Genomic DNA, 22,927 nt, shown 5'->3' on the forward strand with positions numbered 1-22,927 from the left:
TTTGTAAGCCTGTGGTTTATTGTTCTGATACTTGGGGAGGAGTTGTTGCTTCGGCGTTAGCCATTGCATCATTTTCAGAATTGATGGGTTGAACTGGCATGCCTTCGCGAAGCATAAGAAGGCCGTCTACAATCAAGTTGTCACCTGATTTTAAACCGTCTTCTACAATCCAGTTATTGTTTGAGGCACCGGCAAGTTTGAGCATTCTTTGCTCTGCAACGCCTTGTCCATTCATAACCAACGCATATGGGTCGCCGCGCGGTGTACGCGATACGGCTGATTGCGGTGCTAAGATAACATTATCCAGCAAACCAGCAGAAAGCTGAGCTTTCACATACATGCCAGGCATTAAAAGGTGATCTGGATTTGGGACAATGGCCCGAAGAATAACGGTTCCTGAAGACTCATCGACGCTGATTTCAGAAAAGGCGAGTTGACCCTTCGCATTGTGTGCGGTGCCGTCTTCATACAAAATTGTTACAGGGACGGCTTCGTTTGCATTTGTTTGTAAGCGTCCTGCTTGTACATCACGCTTAAACTGCAAGACATCAGAACTAGATGCTGCAAGGTCAACATATATTGGGTCTAGTTGAAGGACGCGAGCAAGTGAGTTTTGTTGGTTTTGCGTGACCAATGCACCGGCTGTAACGCTGGAGCGACCGATGCGGCCATCAATAGGGGAGGTCACTTTCGTACGCGAAAGATCAATACGTGCTTGAGTTAATGTGGCGCGGCGGACTGCAATATCTGCTTCCGTTTGCTTACGTGTCGCGACGACTTCGTCATATTCTTGCTGACTGACCGCTTTACTTTCGATAAGTTGAGCAAAACGTTTTTCATTTTGGCGTGCGATCTCAGCGGTCGCTTCAGCGCGATCAAGTTCGGCTTTTGCGCTGTCTACGCGTGCGACATATTCAGAAGATGCAATTTGATATAGTGCTTGTCCTGCTTTGACATCCATACCTTCTTCAAACAGGCGTTTTTCAATAACACCTGTGACTTGAGGGCGAATTTCAGCTTCAGCAAATGCATGTGTGCGACCAGAAAGTTCACGCTGGCTTTCCAGAGAACTTGCATTGATCTTTAGAATTTTGACCGGCTTACCTTGAGCTGCTGGGGCTGATTGCTCGCTAGGAGCAGCGGCGTCTTGTCCGCAGCCAGAAAGAACGAGTGCACCAAGGGTTAGCGCGACCACGCTGCTAAGCATGGAAAAACTGTGAGATGGAAAAAAGTGTTTCGGAACCATAATGGTGGCCTTGACTGGTCTTAGAAAAAAAACTTATTGTGCGCCTTATAGAATGAACGTTCATTCTAATGCAAGTGAATACTTTGTAGAGTCGAATAAAAGGTAAATTTTATTGTCTAACATTGCTTCCAATACAAAAACCGAATCGGACCTTTCGGCTGACCAAAAACAATTGCAGCGTAAGGAGCAAATTATGAATGCTGCGGCGGCTTGTTTTGTGGAAAGAGGCTTTCACGGTGCTGGTATGGCTGCCATTGCAAAAAAAGCTGAGATGAGCCCTGGGCATATATATCACTACTTTTCGACTAAAAATGATATCATCGCAGCAATTGTGGAACGGGAGTCTGCTGCAAAGGTTGCGTTTTTTAAGGCCTTCTGCGATGTCGAGCCTGAAAATATACTTCAAGTTCTGTTAGATAAGGTGGATGAAGGCGTAGAAAAGTGCGCTGATCCGTTTGAATCTATTTTGTCGCGGGAAATTCTCGCTGAAACCCAACGAAATCGTGAGATCGCACAAATTGTGCACAGGCATCATGAAGATTCTCTCAAGGTTTTTGTGGATATTTTAACGTCAAAGTTAGGTGTCGAAGACGTTGAATCTAAAGTGAATTGTATGAAGGCTATGTTTAGCGGTATTATGATTCAGGTGTTGGTGAATCCTAAGCTGGACCGCGTGGCTCTTACTGCGGAAGTAAAACGTCTGATCAAATTTATGTTATCTGGCGAGAAAAGCACTATTTAGGCTTTGTGCTAAGAAATTTCCGAACAATTGGGAAGTATAGACAGTTAGGCAATAGTCCCAATATTTTGAACATTATAGCAAAGCGTGTTGGGTAATTGGTTTCAAATCTTTTGGACTCCAACGCTTTGCGTGTACGCGTAGCAGCTTCCTCGACATCCATAATAAACGGCATTTTAAAGGCGTTTTGATCTGTAAGTCTTGTCTTGATGAAACCGGGATTGATTACTTGAATTTTGAATTTTTCAGGGGGGAGGTCTGCTTTAAGGTTTTCTGCCATATGGATTAAACCCGCTTTGCTCGCCCCATAGGCTGTAGCAGCCGGAATGCCTCGTAAACCGGCAAGTGAACCAATTAAAGCGACATGTCCACGGCCTTGATCTATAAGATGAGGAATGCAGACGCCAAGAATACGCGCTGCTCCAACAAAGTTTACATTACATATGTTTTCAACAGTCTCGGCATCCCATTTTTGCGCTCTCATTGGCTTGTAAATGCCCGCACAGAATATGATACCGTCAATGGGTCTTTCCTTGACGACCTGCTTGAAGGCACGTTCGACACTCAGTGTTTTACTTACATCGCATTCAACGACTTGGGTTTTGTGAGGTAAGTCTGCGGCTAGTTTGAATAGTGCTGTTTCATTTCTAGCGGATAAAATTAGGGATGCCCCAAGGGCAGATAGATCACGCGCAAGCGCTTCACCTAAACCGCTGCTCGCGCCAACAATCCAGTATGTTTTTCCGGCCCACTCGTTATCGCTACTCATTCGGCTGCATCCAGTTCGTTTGAATTGGAGAGAGAAGCTTGATTGAACACTGAATTTTCATTGATGTCACGATGCTTAAATACGGCAACGAGTTCGGCGACCTTTATTCCAAATTTTCGCATTTGAGAGCGATTAATAATGGTGCCTTCATCTGTGAGGTACATCCAGTCTGTCACGCTTAGTGTGTGACCACCTGCGTCTTCGCTTAGTTTTAGTTTATATTTCATTTGCAGCGTGTTGCCTGATTGTATGCCCTCAGCCTGTCCAATAAGATCTGGCGCGGTGGCGGTGAAGGTGCCATCTCCATTGAATGCTAGTGTCCATTTGCGATGATCTTCACGCCCGCTGGCATAAATGAAATGCTCACTTAGAGTGCCGCCATTTATATCGAATTCACCTGTCATGCGGGCTTTAAAACGAGAGACGACTTTGCCCGTGTAGTCATAGATTAGGCCTTCAGACAGATAATCCCCGCTAAGGTTTTTTTGTGCATCGAAGATTGGAGAATTAGAGGTGTAGTCTGCTGGTTTTTGTGTTGAGAACCCCCACACACATCCTGAAACTGTGAGTAGACTTAAAGAGAGTAAAATTCCTATTGCGACATATATCATGCGAAACATCTTTCCGGAGTCCTTTTTTGAAAGGATGAATTATCAGAATGTGGTGGGTTATCGTCCTGTTAAGTCTTTGGTTTTTTTGGGGTATCGACTATCTGGCGAGAGCCATATCGCAAAGAAATGTGTGCTAAATTCGGGCTCTTCAATAGTGCAACGAAGTGCACCATTGAGTGAGAATTCGGTGATATTTTCGTTTCGCTTAAAGCCAATGATTTCATCGCCTTTGCTGACATCACCAAAACAGCCTTCAAGGTCTTCTCGTAGATATTCATAGGTGTCTTCGGCTTGGTTGCTTAAGCGCGCCATTTCAACAATAGAGGCATTTGCTATTTTGGATGCCGGAATTGAGCGCGTGTATTCCAGCTTTAGAGCAAAAGGGGCGCTAGCGTCGAAGGGCGTGTGAGTTGCCATTAATGTGGCGCGGTAAAGCTTGAATGGGCCGAGCCAGTAATTTGCAGTACCGACCGTTTGATAAGATTCATATGGAATGGGTGAGGGGGCACCCAACAATAAAAGCGCAGCAAGAATAGATGAGTTAAGCATGACTTAGCTCCACGTGGACAACATTGGTGCGTGTTCCTTGCTCAAAAGCAGCGGCGCATGTGTCGAGGTAATATTGCCACCCACGAAGGAATTCTTTCTTGTATCCTTCTTTTTCAAGATCTTGATTTGTCTCCATAAATTTTCCACGCCACTCTCTTAAAGTGCGGGCGTAGTCCTTCCCGAAACGAAATAGGTTATCTGCTTTGAGACCAACTTTTTCAGCTTGTCGGGTGATCTCTCCAGGTGAAATAAGCATACCGCCGGGGAAGGTGTATTGGCGGATGAAGTCTGTGCGGTTGCGATAAGTATCAAAGGCTTCATCTTCAACAATAATTGCTTGAAGCGCTGCGCGGCCATTATCGGCCAAACGGTCTTTTATAGTTTTAAAATAGGTTGGCCAGTAGCGTTGTCCGACCGCTTCAACCATTTCGATTGATATGATTGAGTCAAATTTTCCCTTGATATCTCTATAGTCTTGCAGACGAATATCCGCTCTTTCATTTAATCCATTTTGCGCTAAGCGTTTGTTTGCAAAGGCATGTTGGGCTTTTGAAATTGTAACTGCGGTGAGGTTTTGATCACTTGTTGAGAGGGCGCGTTCAGCAAAACCGCCCCAGCCACAGCCTATCTCCAATGTGTTCTCGCCACTTGATCTAACGGCGTTTAACAAGCGGTCATATTTTGCGTGCTGTGCGTCCTCAAGTGACTGATTTTCTTTATTATATAGCGCTGCGGAATAGGTCATGCTGGGGTCTAGCCAGCGACTATAAAAATCGTTCGAGATGTCATAATGCGCGGCGATATTGCGACGAGAACCTGACTTTGAATTCGCGCGGGTAAATTTGTCTGTCGCCATGAATAATAGGCGCTGAAATGTCGCTCCGCCAAAGGGTGTTTTGATGACATCATGATTTAGAAGTGCAAGTGTAGAAAGTGCCTCTAAATCGGGGGTATCCCACATGCCTTGGGCGTAGGTTTCACCTAATCCAACATCACCGCGCAGCGCGAGGGCAGAGAGGACATCCCAATCGTGTATCTCCCAGTTAACACACGGATTTCCTTGACCAAATTGGTGTAGTTTTCCATCGGGAGTTTGAACATTTAGTGTTCCGGTGTGGATGCGATCTAGGAGAGCAAAGAATTTTTTTGATGCGCTTTTAGATGATATAATCATTTGGATAATTCCTGTGCAGGAGGTGTCGGGCGGCGACGAAAGTGCGCACCCTTCATTTTTAACTTAAGTGCCTGAAAATAAATAAGAAACATCACGCGTAGCGCCCCGAAAGGTAATCTGAGGCTTGATATGATTATTTCTTTTGTCGATAGCGGAGCGAGGTGTCCTGCTAATTTTGCGACCATGCCGCCTTCTGTGGGGTTAGTATAAAAAATCCCAATATTTACAGTGCTTTCATTCACATCAAATTGGAATTCATATCGGCCATGAAGGGGTTGGTAAGGCGAAACGTGCATCGCTTTATCAATTGAGATGGTATCTTTGGAGGTGATAGGCGAAAAATGTGCGTTTTTACAAAGATATGAATGCCTATCACGACCTACATTTGTAACTTCAGCGACAATAGCGATGAGCTGGCCGTGCTTGTTTTTAAATAGCCAAAAACTGATAGGATTAAAACTAAACCCAAGGCAGGCTGGCATTGTCAGGAGTTGAATATGGGCATGTGCCTGAACGGGAATAGCGCATTCATTGGCAAGCTGGTGCGCGTATGCTTGCAGCGTGGTATTGCCCTGACCATAGTCTGTATCGCGTATGGTCCATAGGTTGAACCTATTGTGCGACATGGCTGTTGGCCAACTGGTCGATTCCTGCGTTACATCTAGTAAAACATAGTCGGTTTTATAGGTAAAAGCGTTTTTGATTTTACCTTTTCGCCCATGAAAAACGTCAGCGCGGAGAAGTTGAGGTGGTGGTTTTATAGGACTTGTAATGTTCATACTTTAGCCACCGGATTTGCGTATTTTTCATTTAGCGATTTCGCTATTTCGACGCCGCTCATGAGTCCGTCTTCATGAAAACCATAGCGCATGTATGCACCGCAAAACCAAATATTGGTTGGGCCTTGAATTTCTACCATTCGGTTCTGTGCTCTAAGAGCGGACACATTAAATTGCGGGTGCCACAAAGTTGTTTCGTCATAAATGAGGTCGTCCGCGATTGGCCCTTTGGGATTAAGTGTCACGAAGACGGGCGTGTCGTCTGAAATATGTTGAAGGAGGTTCATCCAGTATGTGAATGATCCATCTGTTTCTATTTCGTTGGATTTGCCGCGATATACCCAACTTGACCAAGCGGCTTTTCTCTTTGGCATATGGGATGTATCGCCGTGAAGAATGACGCGGTTGGGGCGGTATTTGATATCACTAAGTAAAGATTTTTCTTTGAGTGAGGCATCGGATAAAATTTCTAGAGCTTGGTTGGAGTGACAAGCAAATATGATTTCGTCGAATTTTTCTTGATCGCCATTTTCAAGCATTACCCAAGGTGTGGGTGAGCGACCTGCTTGCAAAACTTCGGTGTTGAGTTTTAGTGTTACAGATTTGGAAACAAGCGCTGCATGTAACTTATCTACATAGACTTTACTTCCGCCAACAACGGTACGCCATTGTGGGCCTTTCAAGGCTGAGAGTAGCCCATGATTGTGGAAGAAACGTACAAAGCTAGTCGCTGGGAAATTTTCGATGTCTTGACGCGCTGTGCTCCAAATCGCACCCGCAAGAGGGAAGAGGTAGTTTTGGCGAAAGTAAGTGCCAACACCCATCTGGTCCAGTAACTCTCCTAGTGTGAGGTCGGGATTTTCAAATGCGATCTGTGCGTTCTTGTTGAATTTGAAAATATCTCTGATCATTCCCCAAAATTTTGGACTAAGAATGTTTTTAGGGTCGGAGAATATGCGCTTGGGGTTGCTCAGTGCGTATTCGAACCTGCCATCATCTAAAGATACAGCAAATGACATAGTGGTTGGCACGCTTGGTACGTCTAGTTCGGCGAATAACTCTAGTAAATGAGGGTAGGTTGCATCGTTAAAGACCATGAAGCCAGTATCTACTGGGATGTCACGGTTAGGGCCTGCCATACGTGTGCGGGCGTGACCGCCTAATTCTGCTTCGCTCTCAAACAGCGTTACATTATGGTGCTCGCTTAATTTCCACGCCGCGCCAAGACCAGAAATGCCGCCGCCTATAATGGCGATGCGTTTGCGTGTTTTGGGATGTGCGTGTGTGGATTGTTCAAAAGCCATAATGTTTCCCAACGAGATTTGTTATCGTGTTTGTATTTGTTTACGAGGGATTACGGAGAATGGATCACTGCTAATGATTGAGTCAGAGAATGATCCATGTGTCTAAGCGCTTCGTATAGAGTGGTATGACACATGAAATTGCCCCTCAAATCCCTTTAGATGATGATCAATCAATCATTGACGATAACGTCGTATGGTTGAAGGATGTTGACGCATGGAAGTTTGCGCACGCCAATCCGCATCAAAGGGGTCGTCATTTGCAAGAATCTTTACCCGGAGATTGGTCTGCTGAACTGGTTTTAGTGGGGCGACAGCAGGACAAGGCTGCGTTTTCTAAGCTTTTCGCGCATTTCGCGCCTCGGATAAAATCCACAATGCTACGCTATGGTTTGAAAAATGAGCTTGCTGAAGAAGTAGCGCAGGAAACATTTGTATTAGTTTGGCGCAAAGCATCTCAGTTTGACCCTGAGAAGGCTATGGCATCCACGTGGATTTTTACGTTGGCTAGGAACAAAAAGATCGACCTTCTAAGAAAGCAGGGGCGACCAGAAGCGGACGTGAATGATCCCGCGTTTGAACAGGAGGCTGAACAAACGCCAGACCAAATTTTAACGACATTGCAGAGAGCCAAAGCAATCAAGGCGGCAATGGAAAAACTGCCTGAACAACAAAGAATAGTGCTACAAAAATCCTATTTTGCGGATGAAACCCAAAGTGAAATTGCGGCGAGCCTTAAAGCGCCGCTTGGTACAGTTAAGTCACGCCTTCGATTGGCATTGGAGAAATTGCGCACGATTTTAGATGCAGACTTAGGAGAGGGATCAATATGAAAATCACTCACCATATAACAGATGACCTCTTATATCTTTATGCCGCTGGAGATTTGAAATTTGGGTGGAGTTTGGCAATAGCTACACACCTATCTTTGTGCCCATCTTGTCGAGCTACTTTAAAAACTTATGAACAAGTGCTAGCAGAAAATCTTGCGCAAGAGCATGTCAGCGAGATGTCGGTAAATGCAGACGATGTGCTTGCGATTGCGGGTTCTCAAATGGAACCCTGTGAAATTGCGCCGCCTGTGCAAGCTGAGAAGAACTTTGTTTTTCCAAAACCCTTGCGAGATTTATGTGGAGACCTTGGCGACATTAAATGGTCGACAATGGGCGGCGGAATAAAGCAAAAAATTCTGCACGAAGAAGATGGTATTGTTGCACGTTTATTATACATCTCTCCGGGAGCCTCTGCCTCCGCTCACGGTCACAATGGTATTGAGTTAACGCAAGTTGTATCGGGTGGTTTTTTTGATGGAGACCAAGCGTTTGAGCGGGGTGACATACAGATCGTTGCGCATGACAGCCCGCACCAACCCATTGCAATGAATGGTGAGGCATGTGTTTGCTTAGCCGTAACAGATGCACCGCTTAAATTCAGGAATTTTTTACCGCGCTTGTTTCAGCGTGCATTCAGAATATAAGCTGTTTTCGCTAAACTAGGTCAATCATATTGAGACGATGCAGGGAGGCTTTCCCTTGGGCAGCATCCAAATACCTCTTTGTATTGTTTGGAGAAATGTCCAAAACTTGTAATGCCATAATCGAGCATAACATCCGTCACACGCGTACCCTGACGCGCAAGCTCTAGGTCGTTTTTAACTGCGTGAAGACGTTGGGTTCTGAAGTATTCTAGAGGAGTTTGATTGAATCGTTTGCGGAATAATAACTGTAAACTGCGTCCAGATACACCTGACTCTTTGGCGATATCTGAGAGCGTGGGATTTTCGCGTACATTCTCATGGATATAATCAAGTGCACGCTGCATTTTGGTCGAATCTCCATCTATAGGATCGTTTGAAAGGCGGTCGGAGTAATTGTGCTCAAACACGCACAGAGCTGTTGTCATGGTTGATTCCAGATAGGAAACAAGCATTTGGTTGCGACGCATATTGCCGTGCATGGAGAAGGCAATTTGAGCAACATTTGCGATGTGGTTTTGCCAAATTTGGGAGGCTTGATTGGAAGCGATCTCTGTGGCGAATACCAAAGGTGTAGAAACTTCTTCAAACAGCAGAGTTTCAAGGTGGCGCTGCAAGATATCTTTGTTAATCCCGATCACAAGACGTTCACTGTCATCGCAAATATCCATATTATAAGGGGATTCCGGCGATAGCATCATGGATTGATTGGGTTGAAGCGCGACTTCATGTGAGCCGCGTGCAATACGATTGGCTCCGCGCATGATGGTTTGTGCAAAAAATAAATTGCGATATTCTTTGGGTTGAGCCTTTACGCGCGTTCCGTATCCGATACGCATCAATGAAATGGATTCATTGACTAGACCCCGATAATGGACATCTAATCGGTCTATATCTTCAACAACTTCTATACGGTGTGGGCTAACTTTTTTAGCTAGAAAATCATGTGCTTGGTCCAAATCTTTCGTTCGGAATAACTCAACGTCATCCCGTATATTTAGATTTGAAACTGTATTCTCCCCAGCGTCGGTTTCTATATATGGCAGCATTATTTGCGTTTCGGCTATAGAGCCTACTTCTTCCTATTTGAACGACTATCCAAATATAGTGTTGTAGAGTTTGCGGATAGTCAAGCATTGGGCGTGCGGTTGAAACTCTCTATAAGTATAGAGATATATAGAGTGCTAGATGTGGTAATTTATTCATTTTTTTATCAAAAACGACACGACGAATATTTATCGATTCGTCAAAATGATAGCTTCTATTTCGCAAAATGAACTTAAATATTCGCAGTTGCGATAGCGTGGCTTTACTTTTTATTCAACGCTAACCTAGCGGAAACTCCGGCGGACCCAGAGCACAAGAGGTTTTGGGTAAAAGATCGGTAGTCGCGCAGGGAGGTATATAATGAAACGTATTACAAAGAATACGGGGACAGCCATTGCGGCCGTTCTTGCCATGACGATGTCGATGGATGCTATCGCTCAAGATGCAAGTCCTGATACAATTTCCGAAGCTAAAGAGGGTGCGAGTGAAACACGCACACTTGCGAAAATTGTGGTGACAGGGTCCAACATCAAGCGTTCTTCTTTTAGTGATCAAGCGTCTCCGATTGAATCAATTGGACAAGAAGCTTTTGGTGATGTTGGCGCACAAGATGTGCGTGACCTTGTTGAAACTTTATCTATCAATGCTGGATCGCAAAACAACGCGGATGTGTTCACTGCAGGGTATACGACAGGTACAAGTAACATAAACCTTCGCGGGTTGGGTGTGGCGTCAACGCTCGTGCTTTTAAATGGTAAGCGCCAAGTGACGTCCAGTGTGCCAACCACGGCGGGTGTTCTGTTTGTGGATACAAACAGTTTAGTGCCCAGTATTGCGATTGAGCGCCTTGAAATATTGAAAGATGGTGCGTCTGCGATTTATGGGTCTGAAGCCGTTGCCGGTGTGGCGAATTTCATTACGCGTGACAAGTTTGTTGGGATGGAAGTGAAGGCTGACTATCAGGCGCGTTTTTCTGATGGAGATCAAGAAGACGCTAAGATAGAAGGTATTGTTGGTGTTGAAGGGGATTGGGGAAATCTCGTTGCTGCTGCATCATACTTTGATCGTACACCGCTTTATGGAGATGAAGTTGGTTGGTTGCGCGCCATTAACGGTACAAACACATCAGGTGTTGGTAGTCCAGGGACGTTTCTTGGTGTTCCTGCCGAGCTTGGGTATCCATCAACTGGGCCGTTTACGCCCGACCCCGATTGTGAGCGCCTTGGAGGCGAAGTGCAGGCGGTGTGTCGCTTTGACTTTCACGATCAGCAAACTGTTGTTCCTAAAGAAAACCGCTTTCAAGGGTATGCGAAATACACAAATGATCTTTCAGACAATTTAGGTGGGTTTGCTGAAATTGCGTTTTCGCGGACACGTGCTGCTAGAAACACATCGCCAAGTTATCCCTTCATTTTGGATAATGCGACGGTGCCAGGATATGCGCCTTTCAATATCTTTGAAACAGATGTGCGTTATTTTGGACGCCCACTTGGAACGGGACAGCCGGCGACTGAAAACAGATTTGAGAATGATACATTCCGCTTTAGTGCAGGGCTTGAGGGATCTTTCACAGATGATATTTTCTGGGAAGCGACCGTAACGAAAGGCATTAGCGAAGGCTTGGTCATTCAAAGTGATACGATCACGGACCACTTTATTGAAGCTGTTGCTGGTTTTGGTGGAGCAGACTGTCAGGCACGCAATATTGAAGCTGCAAATGCTTTGGGTGTGACGCCGGGTGACAATGCTGCAGGGTGTTATTACTGGAACCCATTTGGTTCAGCTATTGATCCTGCAAACACAACTGCCATCAAAAATGGACAAGAAATACGAGACTATATTTTTGGTGAGCAAACTCTGGATGCAAAATCTGAAGCGTTGACACTTGATTTCGTTGTTTCAGGTGAGCTTGGTCTCGAGCTTGGCGGCGGTAAAGTTGGTGCAGCTTTTGGTGGGCAATATAGAGAAGAAAGCCTGTCGCACGATTATGATACGCTTTCTAACCAAGATGCTTATTCATTCTTGGTCGGGAATCCTGACTTTAGTGCGTCCCGCGATGGTTGGGCTGTATTTGCTGAGGTGTCCCTACCATTTACAGATAATTTGGAAGTGCAGGGTGCTTTACGGTATGAAACGATTGATGGGCTAGAGACGACAGACCCGAAAATTGGTGTGGTTTACCGTCCTGCAGATTGGGCAACTCTTAGAGGGTCATACAGTACTTCTTTCCGTGCGCCATCTACTTTCCAATTGTTTGGAACTCAGACGACATTTACGCAGGTGAGTTATAATGGTGCGACGAACTTTATTTCGACGCGCGCCAACGGTAATTCGAATCTCAAGCCAGAAACATCGCAAGCATTTAATGTCGGTGGTACATTTGACTTTGGCGGTCTAGAGTTTGAATTGGACTATACAAATTTCAGCTTTGAGGATGTGCTAACTGCTGAAAATGCACAGGCCATTATCAATGAAGCCGTTGCGAACGGGACGGATACAACAAGCCCAAAAATTATCCTGACTCCAGGTGGTACAATCGGACAAGTTGTTGCTGATTTTGTAAATGCCAACGCCATCAATACAAGCGTTGTGGATTTCTCACTTAAATACGCAATTGATACAGGTGCAGGTAGCATTACGCCCTTCATCGAAGGAACTTATGTTCTGGAATATGAATTAACAGGCGTTAATGGGAATGTGATTGATGGCGCTGGAAGCCGTAACTTCAGGAATTTTGGTGACCCATCTCCTGAATTGCGCGCCAACGCTGGTGTGCGTTTCAACAGTGGCGGACACAATGTGAATACCTACATCCGCTATATTGACGGACTCGTTGATGATGAAGGTGGTGGTATTCAACGTGATGAGCAAGTCACTTTTGATGCTCAATATAGCTATACTCTGGATGGCTTGTTGGGTGACGGAGCGACAACATTCGCTATCGGTGTTCTCAATGCATTTGATGAAGATCCTCCTTTTGCACAAACAAACGGTAACTTTGAAGCGCGGGCATATGACCCACGTGGACGCCGCGCTTACATAAGCCTCAAGACGGCTTTTTAAGGAGTAACTTAGCTCCAAGATCTGGACCTTCCAACCGGACGCGTGAGCTAAGTTAAGACCGATGTGGATCATAAGCCTTGCAGGCGGCTTATGATCCACACGGCGCTTTAGAGGAAGCACCCAATCCAAGAAAAGGGATTAAAAAAAACAATGAGTGCGCGTAACGTATTGCCTCCAAAATTAAGTTATACATCGGGCATATCCAGTCAGCCATTGCTCTATAAAACGGTGGGGGCCGCTTTAAGTGACGCTGCACAGATGGCGCCAAATAAAGAGGCGATTGTCTCGGTGCATCAAGATATTAGGATGACATACGCTGATCTGGACGCGCTAGTGTCCAAGGTCGCATCTGGGCTTATTGCTCTGGGAATTAAACCTGGGGAACGGGTTGGGATTTGGTCTCCAAATTGTGTTGAATGGGCTGTAACGCAATATGCGACAGCACGTGCGGGTATTATACTTGTGAACATAAATCCAGCGTATCGGCCATCCGAGCTGGAATATGTCTTAAATAAAGTCGGCTGTGCAGGGCTTATCCTTGCGGACAGGTTCAAAACTTCAAACTATATTGAAATGCTGCGAGAAATTGCACCTCATGTGTTTGATGCAAAGGCTGAGCATACAAAAGCGCCTCATCTTAGACATGCTATTTTGTTGGATGATACTGCGCGCAATCATGGCTTGATGAGTTTTGCAGAATTATCCAATTTGGGAACTGAAGACACGGATCGAGTATTGGGTGATTTGCAGTTACAATTGCAGCCGGAAGATCCAATAAATATTCAATTTACAAGCGGAACAACCGGGCTTCCTAAGGGAGCGACACTTACACACCATAACATTGTTAATAATGGATATTTTGTCGGTGAAGGCATAGGTCTCACAGCTGCAGACCGTATATGTGTGCCAGTTCCATTATATCACTGTTTTGGGATGGTTATGGGCAATATTGCTGCCGTGACGCATGCCTCAGTGGTTGTGTATCCAGAAGCTGGGTTTGAACCTGTTGCAACGCTAAAGGCTATAGAGAATGAGAAATGTACGGCCGTTTATGGTGTGCCGACAATGTTCATCGCGATGCTGGCAAGTGATGCGTTTGCAGAATGTGACTTTTCATCATTGAGGACGGGTATCATGGCGGGGTCGCCATGTCCGATCGATGTAATGCGGCGTGTATTGTCAGAAATGGAAATGCCGCAGGTTACAATTTGCTATGGGATGACGGAAACCAGTCCTGTCAGTTTTCAATCTAAAATGGATGACCCAATAGAAAAACGCGTCTCCACGGTAGGCGTCATTCATCCACATTTAGAAGCCAAAATTGTTGATGAAAATGGACGGGTTTTGCCATGTGGTGAGATTGGAGAATTATACACGCGTGGCTATTCGGTGATGCATGGATATTGGGAAGATGAACAGGCCACTCAAAAAGCAATAGATGCGCAAGGTTGGATGCGTACGGGGGATTTGGCCGTCATTGATATAGATGGGTACGCCAATATCACAGGGCGTTCAAAAGATGTCGTCATTCGTGGGGGTGAAAATATCTATCCGCGCGAAATTGAAGAATATCTGTTGGGGCATCCTCACATTCAAGATGTTCAGGTTTTTGGGGTGCCAGATGATAAATTTGGTGAAGTGACCTGCGCGTGGATTGTTCTGAGCAAAGGTGCGTCTCTGTCTGAGGACGAGATTGTGTTGTGGCTAAAGTCCAAAATTTCTCACTACAAAATTCCAGCTTATGTGCGGTTAGTCAGTGAATACCCGATGACCGTCACGGGTAAGGCTCAGAAGTTTTTGATGCGTGACGCCATGATCAAAGAATTGAATTTGAAAGACCGGGCAACAGCCTGAGCTCATACGCTCGAACTGGAGATAACATGATAAATATAGCCCAAAAATACCTTGAAGACCGTGAGACTTTTCAATGGGATAGGCCTGAAAAATACAATTTTGTAGGTGATACCATTAGCGCGTGGGCGCAAAGCCAACCAGACGCTATTGCGCTGCATTGGACCAATAGCGAAGGGAATGAGTTTAAGCGGAGCTTTTCGCAATTAAGAGAAGATGCCGCTAGAGCGGCTGGTGTTTTGAAAGCCGCTGGGATCGGACGAGGCGATACAGTTCTTGCAATCATGTCACGTGAAGCGCGGTGGTGGGAAATCGTGCTTGGGTGTATCCAGATCGGTGCCATTGTTTCACCGGGGACGGTGCAGTTAAAACCAAAGGACATAGCGTATCGCTTGGAGGCTGCAAAAGCGAAAGCGATCATCACAAATGATGCCTTGCTTGATATCGTGGATGATGGAATTGCGAAGGTAAATTGGCCCGGCGTTCGTATAAATGTCGACGCAGGTGAGCGCGCCAATTGGCTATCTTATGAGGCGCTGCGTAAGTCATCTGAGCCTGATTTTCAGGTGGCGGATACACCTGCAGATTCTGCAGCGCTATGTTACTTTACATCGGGTACAACGGGACAACCCAAACTAACGGTTCATAGGCATGATTATCCGTTGGGACACAAAGCTACGGGGAGCCATTGGCTTGCGGCAAAACCGGGGGACATGGTTTGGAATTTATCCGATACTGGATGGGCAAAAGCTGCGTGGAGTAGTTTGTTCGCCCCATGGATGGTGGGGGCTGGTGTATTTGCGCTGCATTGTGCTTCTTTCGATGCTGAACAAACATTGGAATGGTTAGAAAAATACGAAATAACAACGCTGTGTGCGCCCCCTACAGTCTATAGAATTCTAGTGCGCCGCGATATTAGTGATGCAAAGCTGAAAAGCCTTTCGCGGTGTGTGAGTGCTGGTGAGCCTCTTAATCCTGAGGTGATTGATCTATGGAGAACGCAAACTGGGCTGCGCATATATGAGGGGTATGGGCAGACGGAAACTGTATTGTTGTGTGGTAATTTTGACGGGATGGAATCCAAAGCTGGTTCAATGGGGCTTCCTGCGCCGGGAATATCATTGCAAGTCATTGATCATGAAGGGAATATTGTGGACCCTGAACAAGAAGGTGATATTGCCATTGACATTAGCCCTTCGAAAAAACCTCAGGGAATGTTCGCTTGTTATCTGGACGATGAAGTGCGTACAGCCAGCGTTTATAAAGGCGATTGGTATCTGACAGGTGATCGGGCAATGCGTGATCAGGATGGGTATTTTTGGTTTGTGGGGCGTGCTGATGATGTGATCCTCTCGTCTGGCTACCGCATTGGCCCGTTCGAGGTGGAAAGTGTTTTGTTTGAGCACGAAGCTGTTGCGGAGTCGGCGGTTGTCGCCAGCCCAGATGAAACGCGAGGAGAGGTAGTTAAAGCCTTCATTATATTGGCAAAAGGTGTTGAGCCGACCGAAGCTCTGAAGGAAGAATTACAACGCTATGTGAAGAACTCAACCGCGCCATACAAGTATCCGCGCAAGATTGAATTTGTAGAAAGTCTTCCAAAAACAATCAGCGGTAAAATTAAACGTAAAGAACTGAAAATGCAGGAATGGGAACAGTCATGAGTGATGATACACATAGCTTTATAACGCCTGCACCGGCTGGATTGGCCGCGCTGGCAGTGGCCTGCTTTGGCTTTGGTGCCGTCTTTCTTGGGCAGGTTCAGCTGGGTGGTCTGCCTCTGCTTGCCGCGTGGTTGGTGGGTGGTGGCATAGTGCAGTTCACGGTCGCAGTCATCGAGCTGAAAGATAAGAATATGACAGGGGGGAATGTGTTTTTATTCTTCTCAGCTTTTTTCATGTTTGGTGCGGCGATTAGCACTTTCCTCAAATTTTTGATGCTGACTGGGCAATTTGGTGATGTTCAACCACATGCAATCATTGAGGGTTATTGCTGGATGGCAGGAGCCGCATTTTTGACTTTTGTAACGCCGTCCTATTTGAAAGCGCCTATCCCTATGTTCCTCATAGTATTGTTGGTGGATGTCGTGCTGTGGATCATCGTTTTGCTTGATCTAGGTTTGGCAGGTGCTCAGTTTAAGCCGGTCGTTGGGTATCTGTTGTTCGCGGCTGGGTGGATAGCGCTCTACATGGCGGGGGCTGTTGTGAATAACCATATTATGGGACGAAAAATTTTCCCAACATTTGGCTCCATTTTGTAGGCTATTTTTTCTAAAATAAATTCAAAACACGACTTAATCTATCAATATATAATATATTGATAGATTTTTGTTGTGCTAAAATTGCGTTTATAGTGATGACAAACTGTAAGAAATAAAAGTGGAGGGAGGACAATATGAATATTAAAGAGGTTGTTGCTGTAGTAACCGGTGCTGCATCTGGTCTCGGTGAAGCGTGCGTACGTGAGATTGTAGCGCGTGGCGGCCGTGTCACTATCCTAGATATGAATGAAGGTCGTGGTGAAGCTATTGCTGAAGAGTTGGGAGCATCCGTTCTATTTGTGAAAACGGATGTGACGAAGGAAGAAGATGTCACCAAAGCTTTGGACCTGACGGTTCAAAAATTTGGCAATATTTCTGTCGCAATCAATTGCGCTGGTATTGCGACGGCGATGAAGACTGTTGGGAAAGAGGGACCGCATTCGCTTGAGGCATTTCAACGCGTTGTTGATATTAACTTGCAAGGCAGTTTCAATGTTGCGCGTTTGAGTGCGGCTCACATGCAGACAAATACAGCCAATGAAAATGGTGAGCGTGGTTTGATCATCAATACAGCTTCCATTGCGGCCTTTGATGGACAAAAGGGGCAGGTTGCTTATGCCGCATCCAAAGGCGGAGTTGTAGGGATGACTTTGCCGATGGCGAGAGATTTGGCTAATCAGGGAATTCGGGTCAACGCGATTGCGCCCGGATTATTCATGACACCGATGATGGCATCGTTGCCTGAGGCTGCTCAGATTGCTCTAGCTGAACAGCCATTGTTTCCTAAACGTCTGGGAAATCCAGCAGAGTTTGGAAAGCTTGCTGCATTCATGATCGAATGTGCGTACGTAAACGGTGAAACAATCCGCCTAGATGGTGGAATACGTTTGCCGTAATACATCTCTAAGGTTTAACTGGGCACAGATGTTTGGTGCTCAGTTACTTTGGGTTCAACCTTGGTTGAAAGTGCCCAACCAATGATAAGTGGAATGACAATCCCAGGAAGGCCTTCATAGACATTATTGTGCCAACCAAGACCAAACCTCCAGTAAAGCGCAATGCTAACACCTAAAACGAGCAAGCCGATTGCGATAGGCTCGCTTACCTTACGTTTTAGTGAGTAAAGGGTGAGTAGTGGGGCGAAGGCTGCTGCAAGGGTTGACCACGCCAGTATCACTAGACTGAACACGCTGCGGCTTTCAGAAAGTGCAAGGCCCAATGCGATAAGTGTTGTGGCAGCGGTGGCTGCTTTGAGGAGCCAAGGTTTTTCTAGGCGTTGAGGTGTGAGGTCATGAGTTAGGGCTGCCGAGCATGACAGTACGAGAGAATCCGCAGTTGACATTGTGGCGGCGAAAATTCCTGCCAGAATGAGCCCGACAAGCGCTGGGTGTAACAGTTCTACTGCGAGCGTTGGGAGGGCAAGTTCTGGATCAAGCGATGCAAGATCTGGCAGATAGATGCGAGACAGCATTCCAACGCCTGTGGCGAGAAGATAGAAGCCTGTGAAGTAAGCGTAATACCATGCGCGGGCACGTACCATATTATCTTTGTCATCATCTAGCGCCATGAAGCGCACCATGACATGAGGTTGTCCGATTACAGAAAATCCTGCGAACATCCAACCTATGACAAATAGGGCGACACCAGCTGCACCAGCTAGCAATAAATCATCTGGAAAAAGATTGAGGAAGCCCGGCACTTCACTCCACTTTTCAATAGTGCCTGACATCCCGCCAAGACCATGAAGACCAACGAAGAAAAGGAGCGCCATTGCTGCGAACATGGCAATGGATTGGGCACCATCTGTCCATATTGAAGCGCGCAGTCCGCCAGCGATTGAGTATACAATTACAATAAGCGCGACAGCGACTGCACCTGCACGAGGGTCAAACCCAAGGACACCTTGAAGGGCTTTCCCACCCGCCGCGATTTGTGCGCCTGCATAGGCAATGAGGAAGACAATCATAATGACGGCAGCGATTCGCTTCCATATCTGGAAGTCTTCGCCATGCCAGCGTGCCATGACGGAGGCAAAAGATGCTTCTTTGGTGGCGGTAGTGGCTTCTTTTAGTTTTTTATGGATGAAAAGAGAGCCTAAAAAATCCCCCAATATCCATCCAATCATAAGCCATATTGCTGCAAGGCCTGTTTGGTAGGTGTATCCGATAACACCAATAAACATATAGCCAGAATTATTGGTTGCCACGGCTGATAGCCCCGCTAGCCATGGTTTTACAGAGCCTGAGGCTAGATAATAATCTTCTCTATCTCCCGTCGCTTTACGAGCAGATGCTAAACCGATGGCGAGGAAAATTCCCAAAATCAAGAGAAAGCTGGTCATTATCATTGTGGATGTGGCTCCGGATTAAGGGGGAATAATTCAAGTTGCTCATCGTCACCACGCGGGTCGAGTTCGGCAATGGCGAGGGATGTTGCAGGCGCAACTCCAAAAGGTTCTTTATCTTCTTCTGCGACAGCATCAGACCAAACTGCCCGGGTGAACATGGATAAACCAAGGGCAATGAGTGCGATTGCTGCAAAGATGAATAGTCCTGCTGCTCCAAGGGGAGAGGACATTGCAAATCCTGCTAATATTGGGCCTAGCACTGAGCCAAAGCCCCAGATCATAAGGATACCTGCCATCATGGAAGTGGCTTGGCCGGATTTGGATTTATCAGCAGCATGTGCAACAGCAACGGCATAATAGCTTAGAGAGCCAGCACCAAAGAGGAATGCCCAAATCAAAGTGGCATTTTGAGCCTGATTGTTTGCAGCGAAGAAAAGCCCAATAGCAGAACCGCCGCCAATAAAACCAAGAGCGGAAAGCACATAGCGACGATCTATGCGATCTGAAATCAAACCCGCTGGCCATAAAGCGATCATTGCACCAGCGAGGAGGGCAGCATTGAATTGAGCGGTAAAACCCATATCAGATGTGCCCGACACAGAGGCTGTGAAAATGGGATATAGTTGAGCAATTGAATTATTGACTGCGCCCGCTGTGAAAGCGGCGATTGCGGAGGCTGGCGCTATTTTGTAAATCCGACGTGGTCCAAATGGCTCTGCTGTTGAAAGAGCAGGCTGCGCGCGGTTTGTGCGTGTAACAGGAATGATTGATGCTGCAAATAGAGCAGCGATGATCATGAAACCGGGTAGGCCAGAAGCGAGGCCAGAAATCAAAAACGGGCCGGCGATAGCGCCAAGCTTGGATACCATGTGATAGAAGGAAAGGATGGAGCCGCGCTGCGTTTCCGGAGCTGCATCAGATACCCAACTTTCACCTGCTGTGAGAAGGCCTGCACAACATAACCCTAATATAAACTGTATTATTGCCCAGCCAACCCCGTTGATTCCAAGTCCGAATGCGAGGCCTGCAATGACTGATATAGTCGCGAAAAGGACATAAGCGCGGATATGCCCGATGCGAGAGATTTCTTTAGGAGAGGTGCGTGTGCCTACAAGAAAGCCGCCAGCAAAACTGGCGGCTACCATACCGAGTATCGAATTTGAAAGCCCAGAATCGCGCAGGTTAAATGCCACAACGATGGCGAGTGATGCCATCGCCGCTTGCAGAATTGTTAGGCCAGTAACAACGGCCAGAACATTTCTATAGCCTGCAAGCGTCTCGTTTAAATGCGTAGTGGCAGCACGATAGTCGATAGGCATTCTTATTACGCCGCTGTTTGAAGGCTTTTATCTGTTTTTTTTACTTCTGTTTTTTCAACAAGTTCAGCGTGCAGGGCAACAATGGTCTTGTCAAAGTGTTCGTCGGCAACAAGGAGTTGCAAGTCGGTGTTGCGCGGTAGGAAGTTTAGTCCGAGTAGTTGGATATCTTCTTTATAAAGCGCGCCGCTTGCACGGGTAACTAATCCGGGAACATCCAAATTGGCACCAATAACAGACACTATAGAAACTTTGCGCATTGTGATTTCTGCACTTGAAAACTGCGCTTCAATATCGGCAGCGGCGCGTTTAAGCGCTTTACGAGAACACTCCAGATAGTGAGTTATTGTATTTGCATTGGAAGACTTACTAATAATGCGTACTTTGTGGCGCGTGAGAGCGCCTAAAATGGCCGCATCATACCCTTTGACGCCAACCATATCTTGCTCAAACACTTCCATAGCGAAAATGCTTTGTAGACCTGTAATGATTTCTGCGCGTGGGGAGGAGGTTTCCAAAGTAGCTTTGATAACCGTTCCTGCATCCGTTGGGTCGAACGTGTTCCTGACCCAAAGCGGAATGCCTGCCTGACGTAAACCTTTAGCAGCGCTTGGGTGTACGGCTTCCATACCCATGTTTGATAATTGGTCCGCGACATCATAATTGGTTTCACCAATTTTACGCACCCGATCAACACCTACCAGTTTAGGGTCTGCGCTTGAGAGGTGAAACTCTTTATGGATGATTGCTTTTTCGGCATTTGTGACAGCCGCAATATGGGAGAATGTGACTTCTGTGTATCCGCGATCAAATCGGCTCACCATGCCTTCTTCACAGCTTGCATATCCTGTTACAATTGGCAGCTCTTTAGTGAGGTCAATTTTCGCGAACGTGTCAGATATGCGCGTGTCTAACGGGATTTTACGTTCATCACGCCACCCTGTAAGGTCAACGAATACAGCGTTTATGTCTTGCTGACGTAGGAGTAGAGCGGTGTTGTGAGCAGAATGGGCTTCTCCCATAGCAGCAAGTGTTTCGCGTACCGCTGCAAGGTGTTCATCAAGTCTGAATTGGCCGTAAGAGCACAAACGGTGCAAATCGATCAGGCAGTTGCGGACATCTTCGATCCGCTCGACAACGAATGCGTCAGCGATTTCTTTGTGAGGGTGATCGCCAAAGACGTCAGCGTTTTTCTCGCGCATTGCTTCGGCTACATCGGAGAGGGCGTCGCTCCACGCCCATTTGCTTTCTGCGCTTGCAAAAAGAGCATACACACCCGGCTTCCCAGACTTTTTATGCTCTAATAGCAAATCGGTTATACCAGCATAGGCTGACACGACAAAAGCACGTCCATAAATGTCTTTATCTTTGCGGTTACCTAAAAAGACATTTTTTAAAACGATGTCTGTATTGGCAATTGAAGTTCCGCCAATTTTTTCCACTGTGTGTGTCATAAAGCTACTTTCTTTTAAGCTGCCTGAATAGATTTTTTCGATGCCGCTACGAGGGGGCGATCTACCAATCTGTGGGCTATAAATTCAGGCCGTTCTTTTGTGCCGCCATACGGGGTCGTGAGGCGGTTGGACCAAGCGTTGTAAACGAAAAATGCGTTCGTCCGTTCTAGCGGAGTGATGTTGCCATTCGAGCCATGCATTGTATTGCAATCGAAAATAACAACAGATCCCGCGGGTGGGGTTGGCGCAATTATGTTGCCTGTTTCCACCATGTGCGTGAGAATGTCCGCGTCTGGAACACCAACTTCTTGTTTCTTTAGAGACTTTTTATAGTTCTCATCGGGCGTTTCACCTGTGCATGATACAAATGAATTATGGCTTCCACTCACAAACATAGTCGGACCTGCCTGCGAATGATTGTCGGTGAGCATGACAGACATGGATAAAGCGCGCATACGCGGCATCCCATCCTCTACATGCCATGTCTCAAAGTCAGAGTGCCAATAAAACTCTTTTCCATGAAAGCCCGGTTTGTAGTTCAAGCGTGATTGATGGATGTAGACGTCATCATTTAGAATGAAACGTGCAATGTCTGACAAACGCTCACTTGCGGCAATATTGGCGAAAACATCTGATTGCTGATGAATCGCGAAAACGGACCGCACTATATCATTTCGTTCGGCACTGGGTTCTGTAACAACCGTTTCGGCTTGAAGGGTATTTGCATTCTGCCGCATTGAATTTGCGGCAGTTTGCAGTGATGCAACTTCTTCTGCTGAAAACATATCTTCCAGCACCATCACACCATTTTCAATATAACCCTGTAAGTCTTGGGAAGATATTGGACAATTAGATGTGCCTTTTCCATAGAAAACGGGATCTTTACGTTCGTAGGTACGGGGCTGCGTAGAGCTACGGGACGGGTAGAGGTCATCTTTCATGTTTTGCAA

Annotated in this window: 20 protein-coding genes; 8 read left to right on the plus strand and 12 right to left on the minus strand. The window is 46.3% G+C overall.

The genetic code is table 11. The features are described 5' to 3' along the window. Window positions 1-16 precede the first annotated feature (16 nt). Entirely contained in the window at window positions 17-1,246 is a 1,230-nt protein-coding gene (locus ACFQS8_RS13540) for an efflux RND transporter periplasmic adaptor subunit (RefSeq protein WP_382168247.1), read from the minus strand. Window positions 1,247-1,439: 193 nt separating this feature from the next. On the opposite strand from ACFQS8_RS13540, the gene ACFQS8_RS13545 reads away from it, so the two are divergent. Beyond that, window positions 1,440-1,988, plus strand: coding sequence for a TetR/AcrR family transcriptional regulator (locus ACFQS8_RS13545; protein ID WP_382168249.1), 549 nt, complete (start codon window positions 1,440-1,442; stop codon window positions 1,986-1,988). Here ACFQS8_RS13545 and ACFQS8_RS13550 read toward each other — a convergent pair. Genes ACFQS8_RS13550 through ACFQS8_RS13575 form a run of 6 tightly spaced genes read right to left on the minus strand, consistent with a single transcriptional unit; the run spans window position 1,981 to window position 7,171 of the window. Continuing rightward, window positions 1,981-2,754: an SDR family NAD(P)-dependent oxidoreductase gene (locus ACFQS8_RS13550; protein WP_382168251.1), complete on the minus strand. Its 774-nt coding sequence runs from the start codon at window positions 2,752-2,754 to the stop codon at window positions 1,981-1,983. The genes ACFQS8_RS13545 and ACFQS8_RS13550 overlap by 8 nt on opposite strands. After that, window positions 2,751-3,374 (minus strand): DUF3833 domain-containing protein, encoded by a 624-nt coding sequence (locus ACFQS8_RS13555; protein WP_382168253.1) that lies wholly within the window; start codon window positions 3,372-3,374, stop codon window positions 2,751-2,753. The genes ACFQS8_RS13550 and ACFQS8_RS13555 overlap by 4 nt, the downstream gene beginning before the upstream one ends. Before the next feature lie 48 nt (window positions 3,375-3,422). Next, a complete protein-coding gene (locus ACFQS8_RS13560; RefSeq protein ID WP_382168255.1) occupies window positions 3,423-3,914 on the minus strand; it encodes a chalcone isomerase family protein in 492 nt (163 codons plus the stop codon). After that, a complete protein-coding gene (locus ACFQS8_RS13565; protein ID WP_382168257.1) occupies window positions 3,907-5,088 on the minus strand; it encodes a class I SAM-dependent methyltransferase in 1,182 nt (393 codons plus the stop codon). Before ACFQS8_RS13565 ends, ACFQS8_RS13560 begins: the two co-directional genes overlap by 8 nt. Continuing rightward, a complete protein-coding gene (locus tag ACFQS8_RS13570) occupies window positions 5,085-5,867 on the minus strand; it encodes a DUF1365 domain-containing protein (protein WP_382168259.1) in 783 nt (260 codons plus the stop codon). The genes ACFQS8_RS13565 and ACFQS8_RS13570 overlap by 4 nt, the downstream gene beginning before the upstream one ends. Beyond that, window positions 5,864-7,171, minus strand: coding sequence for an NAD(P)/FAD-dependent oxidoreductase (locus ACFQS8_RS13575; RefSeq protein WP_382168261.1), 1,308 nt, complete (start codon window positions 7,169-7,171; stop codon window positions 5,864-5,866). Before ACFQS8_RS13575 ends, ACFQS8_RS13570 begins: the two co-directional genes overlap by 4 nt. 125 nt (window positions 7,172-7,296) lie before the next feature. Between ACFQS8_RS13575 and ACFQS8_RS13580 the strand changes: the two genes are divergently transcribed. Together ACFQS8_RS13580 and ACFQS8_RS13585 are read left to right on the plus strand one after the other, a co-directional pair. Beyond that, window positions 7,297-8,001: a sigma-70 family RNA polymerase sigma factor gene (locus ACFQS8_RS13580; protein WP_382168263.1), complete on the plus strand. Its 705-nt coding sequence runs from the start codon at window positions 7,297-7,299 to the stop codon at window positions 7,999-8,001. Then, window positions 7,998-8,645: a ChrR family anti-sigma-E factor gene (locus tag ACFQS8_RS13585; RefSeq protein WP_382168265.1), complete on the plus strand. Its 648-nt coding sequence runs from the start codon at window positions 7,998-8,000 to the stop codon at window positions 8,643-8,645. The genes ACFQS8_RS13580 and ACFQS8_RS13585 overlap by 4 nt, the downstream gene beginning before the upstream one ends. Window positions 8,646-8,665: 20 nt before the next feature. On the opposite strand, the gene ACFQS8_RS13590 is transcribed toward ACFQS8_RS13585, so the two are convergent. Beyond that, the gene (locus tag ACFQS8_RS13590; protein ID WP_382168267.1) at window positions 8,666-9,691 is read right to left on the minus strand and encodes an AraC-like ligand-binding domain-containing protein; all 1,026 of its coding nucleotides are present in this window, start codon (window positions 9,689-9,691) and stop codon (window positions 8,666-8,668) included. Window positions 9,692-10,049: 358 nt separating this feature from the next. Here ACFQS8_RS13590 and ACFQS8_RS13595 point away from each other — a divergent pair, with 358 nt between their 5' ends. The 5 genes from ACFQS8_RS13595 (at window position 10,050) to ACFQS8_RS13615 (ending at window position 17,756) form a co-directional block, all read left to right on the plus strand. Then, window positions 10,050-12,752 (plus strand): TonB-dependent receptor plug domain-containing protein, encoded by a 2,703-nt coding sequence (locus ACFQS8_RS13595; protein WP_382168269.1) that lies wholly within the window; start codon window positions 10,050-10,052, stop codon window positions 12,750-12,752. A gap of 150 nt (window positions 12,753-12,902) precedes the next feature. After that, entirely contained in the window at window positions 12,903-14,606 is a 1,704-nt protein-coding gene (locus ACFQS8_RS13600) for an AMP-binding protein (protein WP_382168271.1), read from the plus strand. Between the two features lie 26 nt (window positions 14,607-14,632). Next, window positions 14,633-16,264: an AMP-binding protein gene (locus ACFQS8_RS13605; RefSeq protein WP_382168273.1), complete on the plus strand. Its 1,632-nt coding sequence runs from the start codon at window positions 14,633-14,635 to the stop codon at window positions 16,262-16,264. After that, window positions 16,261-16,860 (plus strand): GPR1/FUN34/YaaH family transporter, encoded by a 600-nt coding sequence (locus tag ACFQS8_RS13610; RefSeq protein ID WP_382168275.1) that lies wholly within the window; start codon window positions 16,261-16,263, stop codon window positions 16,858-16,860. The genes ACFQS8_RS13605 and ACFQS8_RS13610 overlap by 4 nt, the downstream gene beginning before the upstream one ends. Window positions 16,861-16,994: 134 nt before the next feature. Continuing rightward, window positions 16,995-17,756, plus strand: a complete 762-nt coding sequence (locus tag ACFQS8_RS13615; protein ID WP_382168276.1) for an SDR family NAD(P)-dependent oxidoreductase — start codon at window positions 16,995-16,997, stop codon at window positions 17,754-17,756. A gap of 14 nt (window positions 17,757-17,770) precedes the next feature. Here the strand turns inward: ACFQS8_RS13615 and ACFQS8_RS13620 are convergent, their stop codons facing one another. The 4 genes from ACFQS8_RS13620 to thpD are packed head-to-tail and all read right to left on the minus strand — an operon-like array spanning window position 17,771 to window position 22,918. Next, window positions 17,771-19,204 (minus strand): sodium/proline symporter, encoded by a 1,434-nt coding sequence (locus tag ACFQS8_RS13620; protein WP_382168640.1) that lies wholly within the window; start codon window positions 19,202-19,204, stop codon window positions 17,771-17,773. After that, a complete protein-coding gene (locus tag ACFQS8_RS13625; RefSeq protein WP_382168278.1) occupies window positions 19,204-20,526 on the minus strand; it encodes an MFS transporter in 1,323 nt (440 codons plus the stop codon). Before ACFQS8_RS13625 ends, ACFQS8_RS13620 begins: the two co-directional genes overlap by 1 nt. Before the next feature lie 5 nt (window positions 20,527-20,531). Beyond that, window positions 20,532-21,977, minus strand: a complete 1,446-nt coding sequence (locus tag ACFQS8_RS13630) for an aspartate kinase (protein WP_382168280.1) — start codon at window positions 21,975-21,977, stop codon at window positions 20,532-20,534. Between the two features lie 14 nt (window positions 21,978-21,991). Next, the gene (gene thpD, locus ACFQS8_RS13635; RefSeq protein WP_382168282.1) at window positions 21,992-22,918 is read right to left on the minus strand and encodes an ectoine hydroxylase; all 927 of its coding nucleotides are present in this window, start codon (window positions 22,916-22,918) and stop codon (window positions 21,992-21,994) included. Between the last annotated feature and the right edge of the window lie 9 nt (window positions 22,919-22,927).

The organism is Hirschia litorea, from assembly GCF_042665075.1.
GTDB classification, from domain to species: Bacteria; Pseudomonadota; Alphaproteobacteria; order Caulobacterales; family Hyphomonadaceae; genus Hirschia; species Hirschia litorea.

What these genes read in the sequence shown, in the direction of transcription:
- ACFQS8_RS13570 (WP_382168259.1), bottom strand. Translation starts at nt 5,867, where the DNA reads ATGAACATTACAAGTCCTATAAAACCACCACCTCAACTTCTCCGCGCT.
- ACFQS8_RS13600 (WP_382168271.1), top strand. Translation starts at nt 12,903, where the DNA reads ATGAGTGCGCGTAACGTATTGCCTCCAAAATTAAGTTATACATCGGGC.
- ACFQS8_RS13540 (WP_382168247.1), bottom strand. Translation starts at nt 1,246, where the DNA reads ATGGTTCCGAAACACTTTTTTCCATCTCACAGTTTTTCCATGCTTAGC.
- ACFQS8_RS13545 (WP_382168249.1), top strand. Translation starts at nt 1,440, where the DNA reads ATGAATGCTGCGGCGGCTTGTTTTGTGGAAAGAGGCTTTCACGGTGCT.
- ACFQS8_RS13625 (WP_382168278.1), bottom strand. Translation starts at nt 20,526, where the DNA reads ATGCCTATCGACTATCGTGCTGCCACTACGCATTTAAACGAGACGCTT.
- ACFQS8_RS13630 (WP_382168280.1), bottom strand. Translation starts at nt 21,977, where the DNA reads ATGACACACACAGTGGAAAAAATTGGCGGAACTTCAATTGCCAATACA.
- ACFQS8_RS13565 (WP_382168257.1), bottom strand. Translation starts at nt 5,088, where the DNA reads ATGATTATATCATCTAAAAGCGCATCAAAAAAATTCTTTGCTCTCCTA.
- ACFQS8_RS13605 (WP_382168273.1), top strand. Translation starts at nt 14,633, where the DNA reads ATGATAAATATAGCCCAAAAATACCTTGAAGACCGTGAGACTTTTCAA.
- ACFQS8_RS13555 (WP_382168253.1), bottom strand. Translation starts at nt 3,374, where the DNA reads ATGTTTCGCATGATATATGTCGCAATAGGAATTTTACTCTCTTTAAGT.
- ACFQS8_RS13590 (WP_382168267.1), bottom strand. Translation starts at nt 9,691, where the DNA reads ATGCTGCCATATATAGAAACCGACGCTGGGGAGAATACAGTTTCAAAT.
- ACFQS8_RS13575 (WP_382168261.1), bottom strand. Translation starts at nt 7,171, where the DNA reads ATGGCTTTTGAACAATCCACACACGCACATCCCAAAACACGCAAACGC.
- ACFQS8_RS13585 (WP_382168265.1), top strand. Translation starts at nt 7,998, where the DNA reads ATGAAAATCACTCACCATATAACAGATGACCTCTTATATCTTTATGCC.
- ACFQS8_RS13560 (WP_382168255.1), bottom strand. Translation starts at nt 3,914, where the DNA reads ATGCTTAACTCATCTATTCTTGCTGCGCTTTTATTGTTGGGTGCCCCC.
- ACFQS8_RS13615 (WP_382168276.1), top strand. Translation starts at nt 16,995, where the DNA reads ATGAATATTAAAGAGGTTGTTGCTGTAGTAACCGGTGCTGCATCTGGT.
- ACFQS8_RS13580 (WP_382168263.1), top strand. Translation starts at nt 7,297, where the DNA reads ATGACACATGAAATTGCCCCTCAAATCCCTTTAGATGATGATCAATCA.
- ACFQS8_RS13610 (WP_382168275.1), top strand. Translation starts at nt 16,261, where the DNA reads ATGAGTGATGATACACATAGCTTTATAACGCCTGCACCGGCTGGATTG.
- thpD (WP_382168282.1), bottom strand. Translation starts at nt 22,918, where the DNA reads ATGAAAGATGACCTCTACCCGTCCCGTAGCTCTACGCAGCCCCGTACC.
- ACFQS8_RS13550 (WP_382168251.1), bottom strand. Translation starts at nt 2,754, where the DNA reads ATGAGTAGCGATAACGAGTGGGCCGGAAAAACATACTGGATTGTTGGC.
- ACFQS8_RS13595 (WP_382168269.1), top strand. Translation starts at nt 10,050, where the DNA reads ATGAAACGTATTACAAAGAATACGGGGACAGCCATTGCGGCCGTTCTT.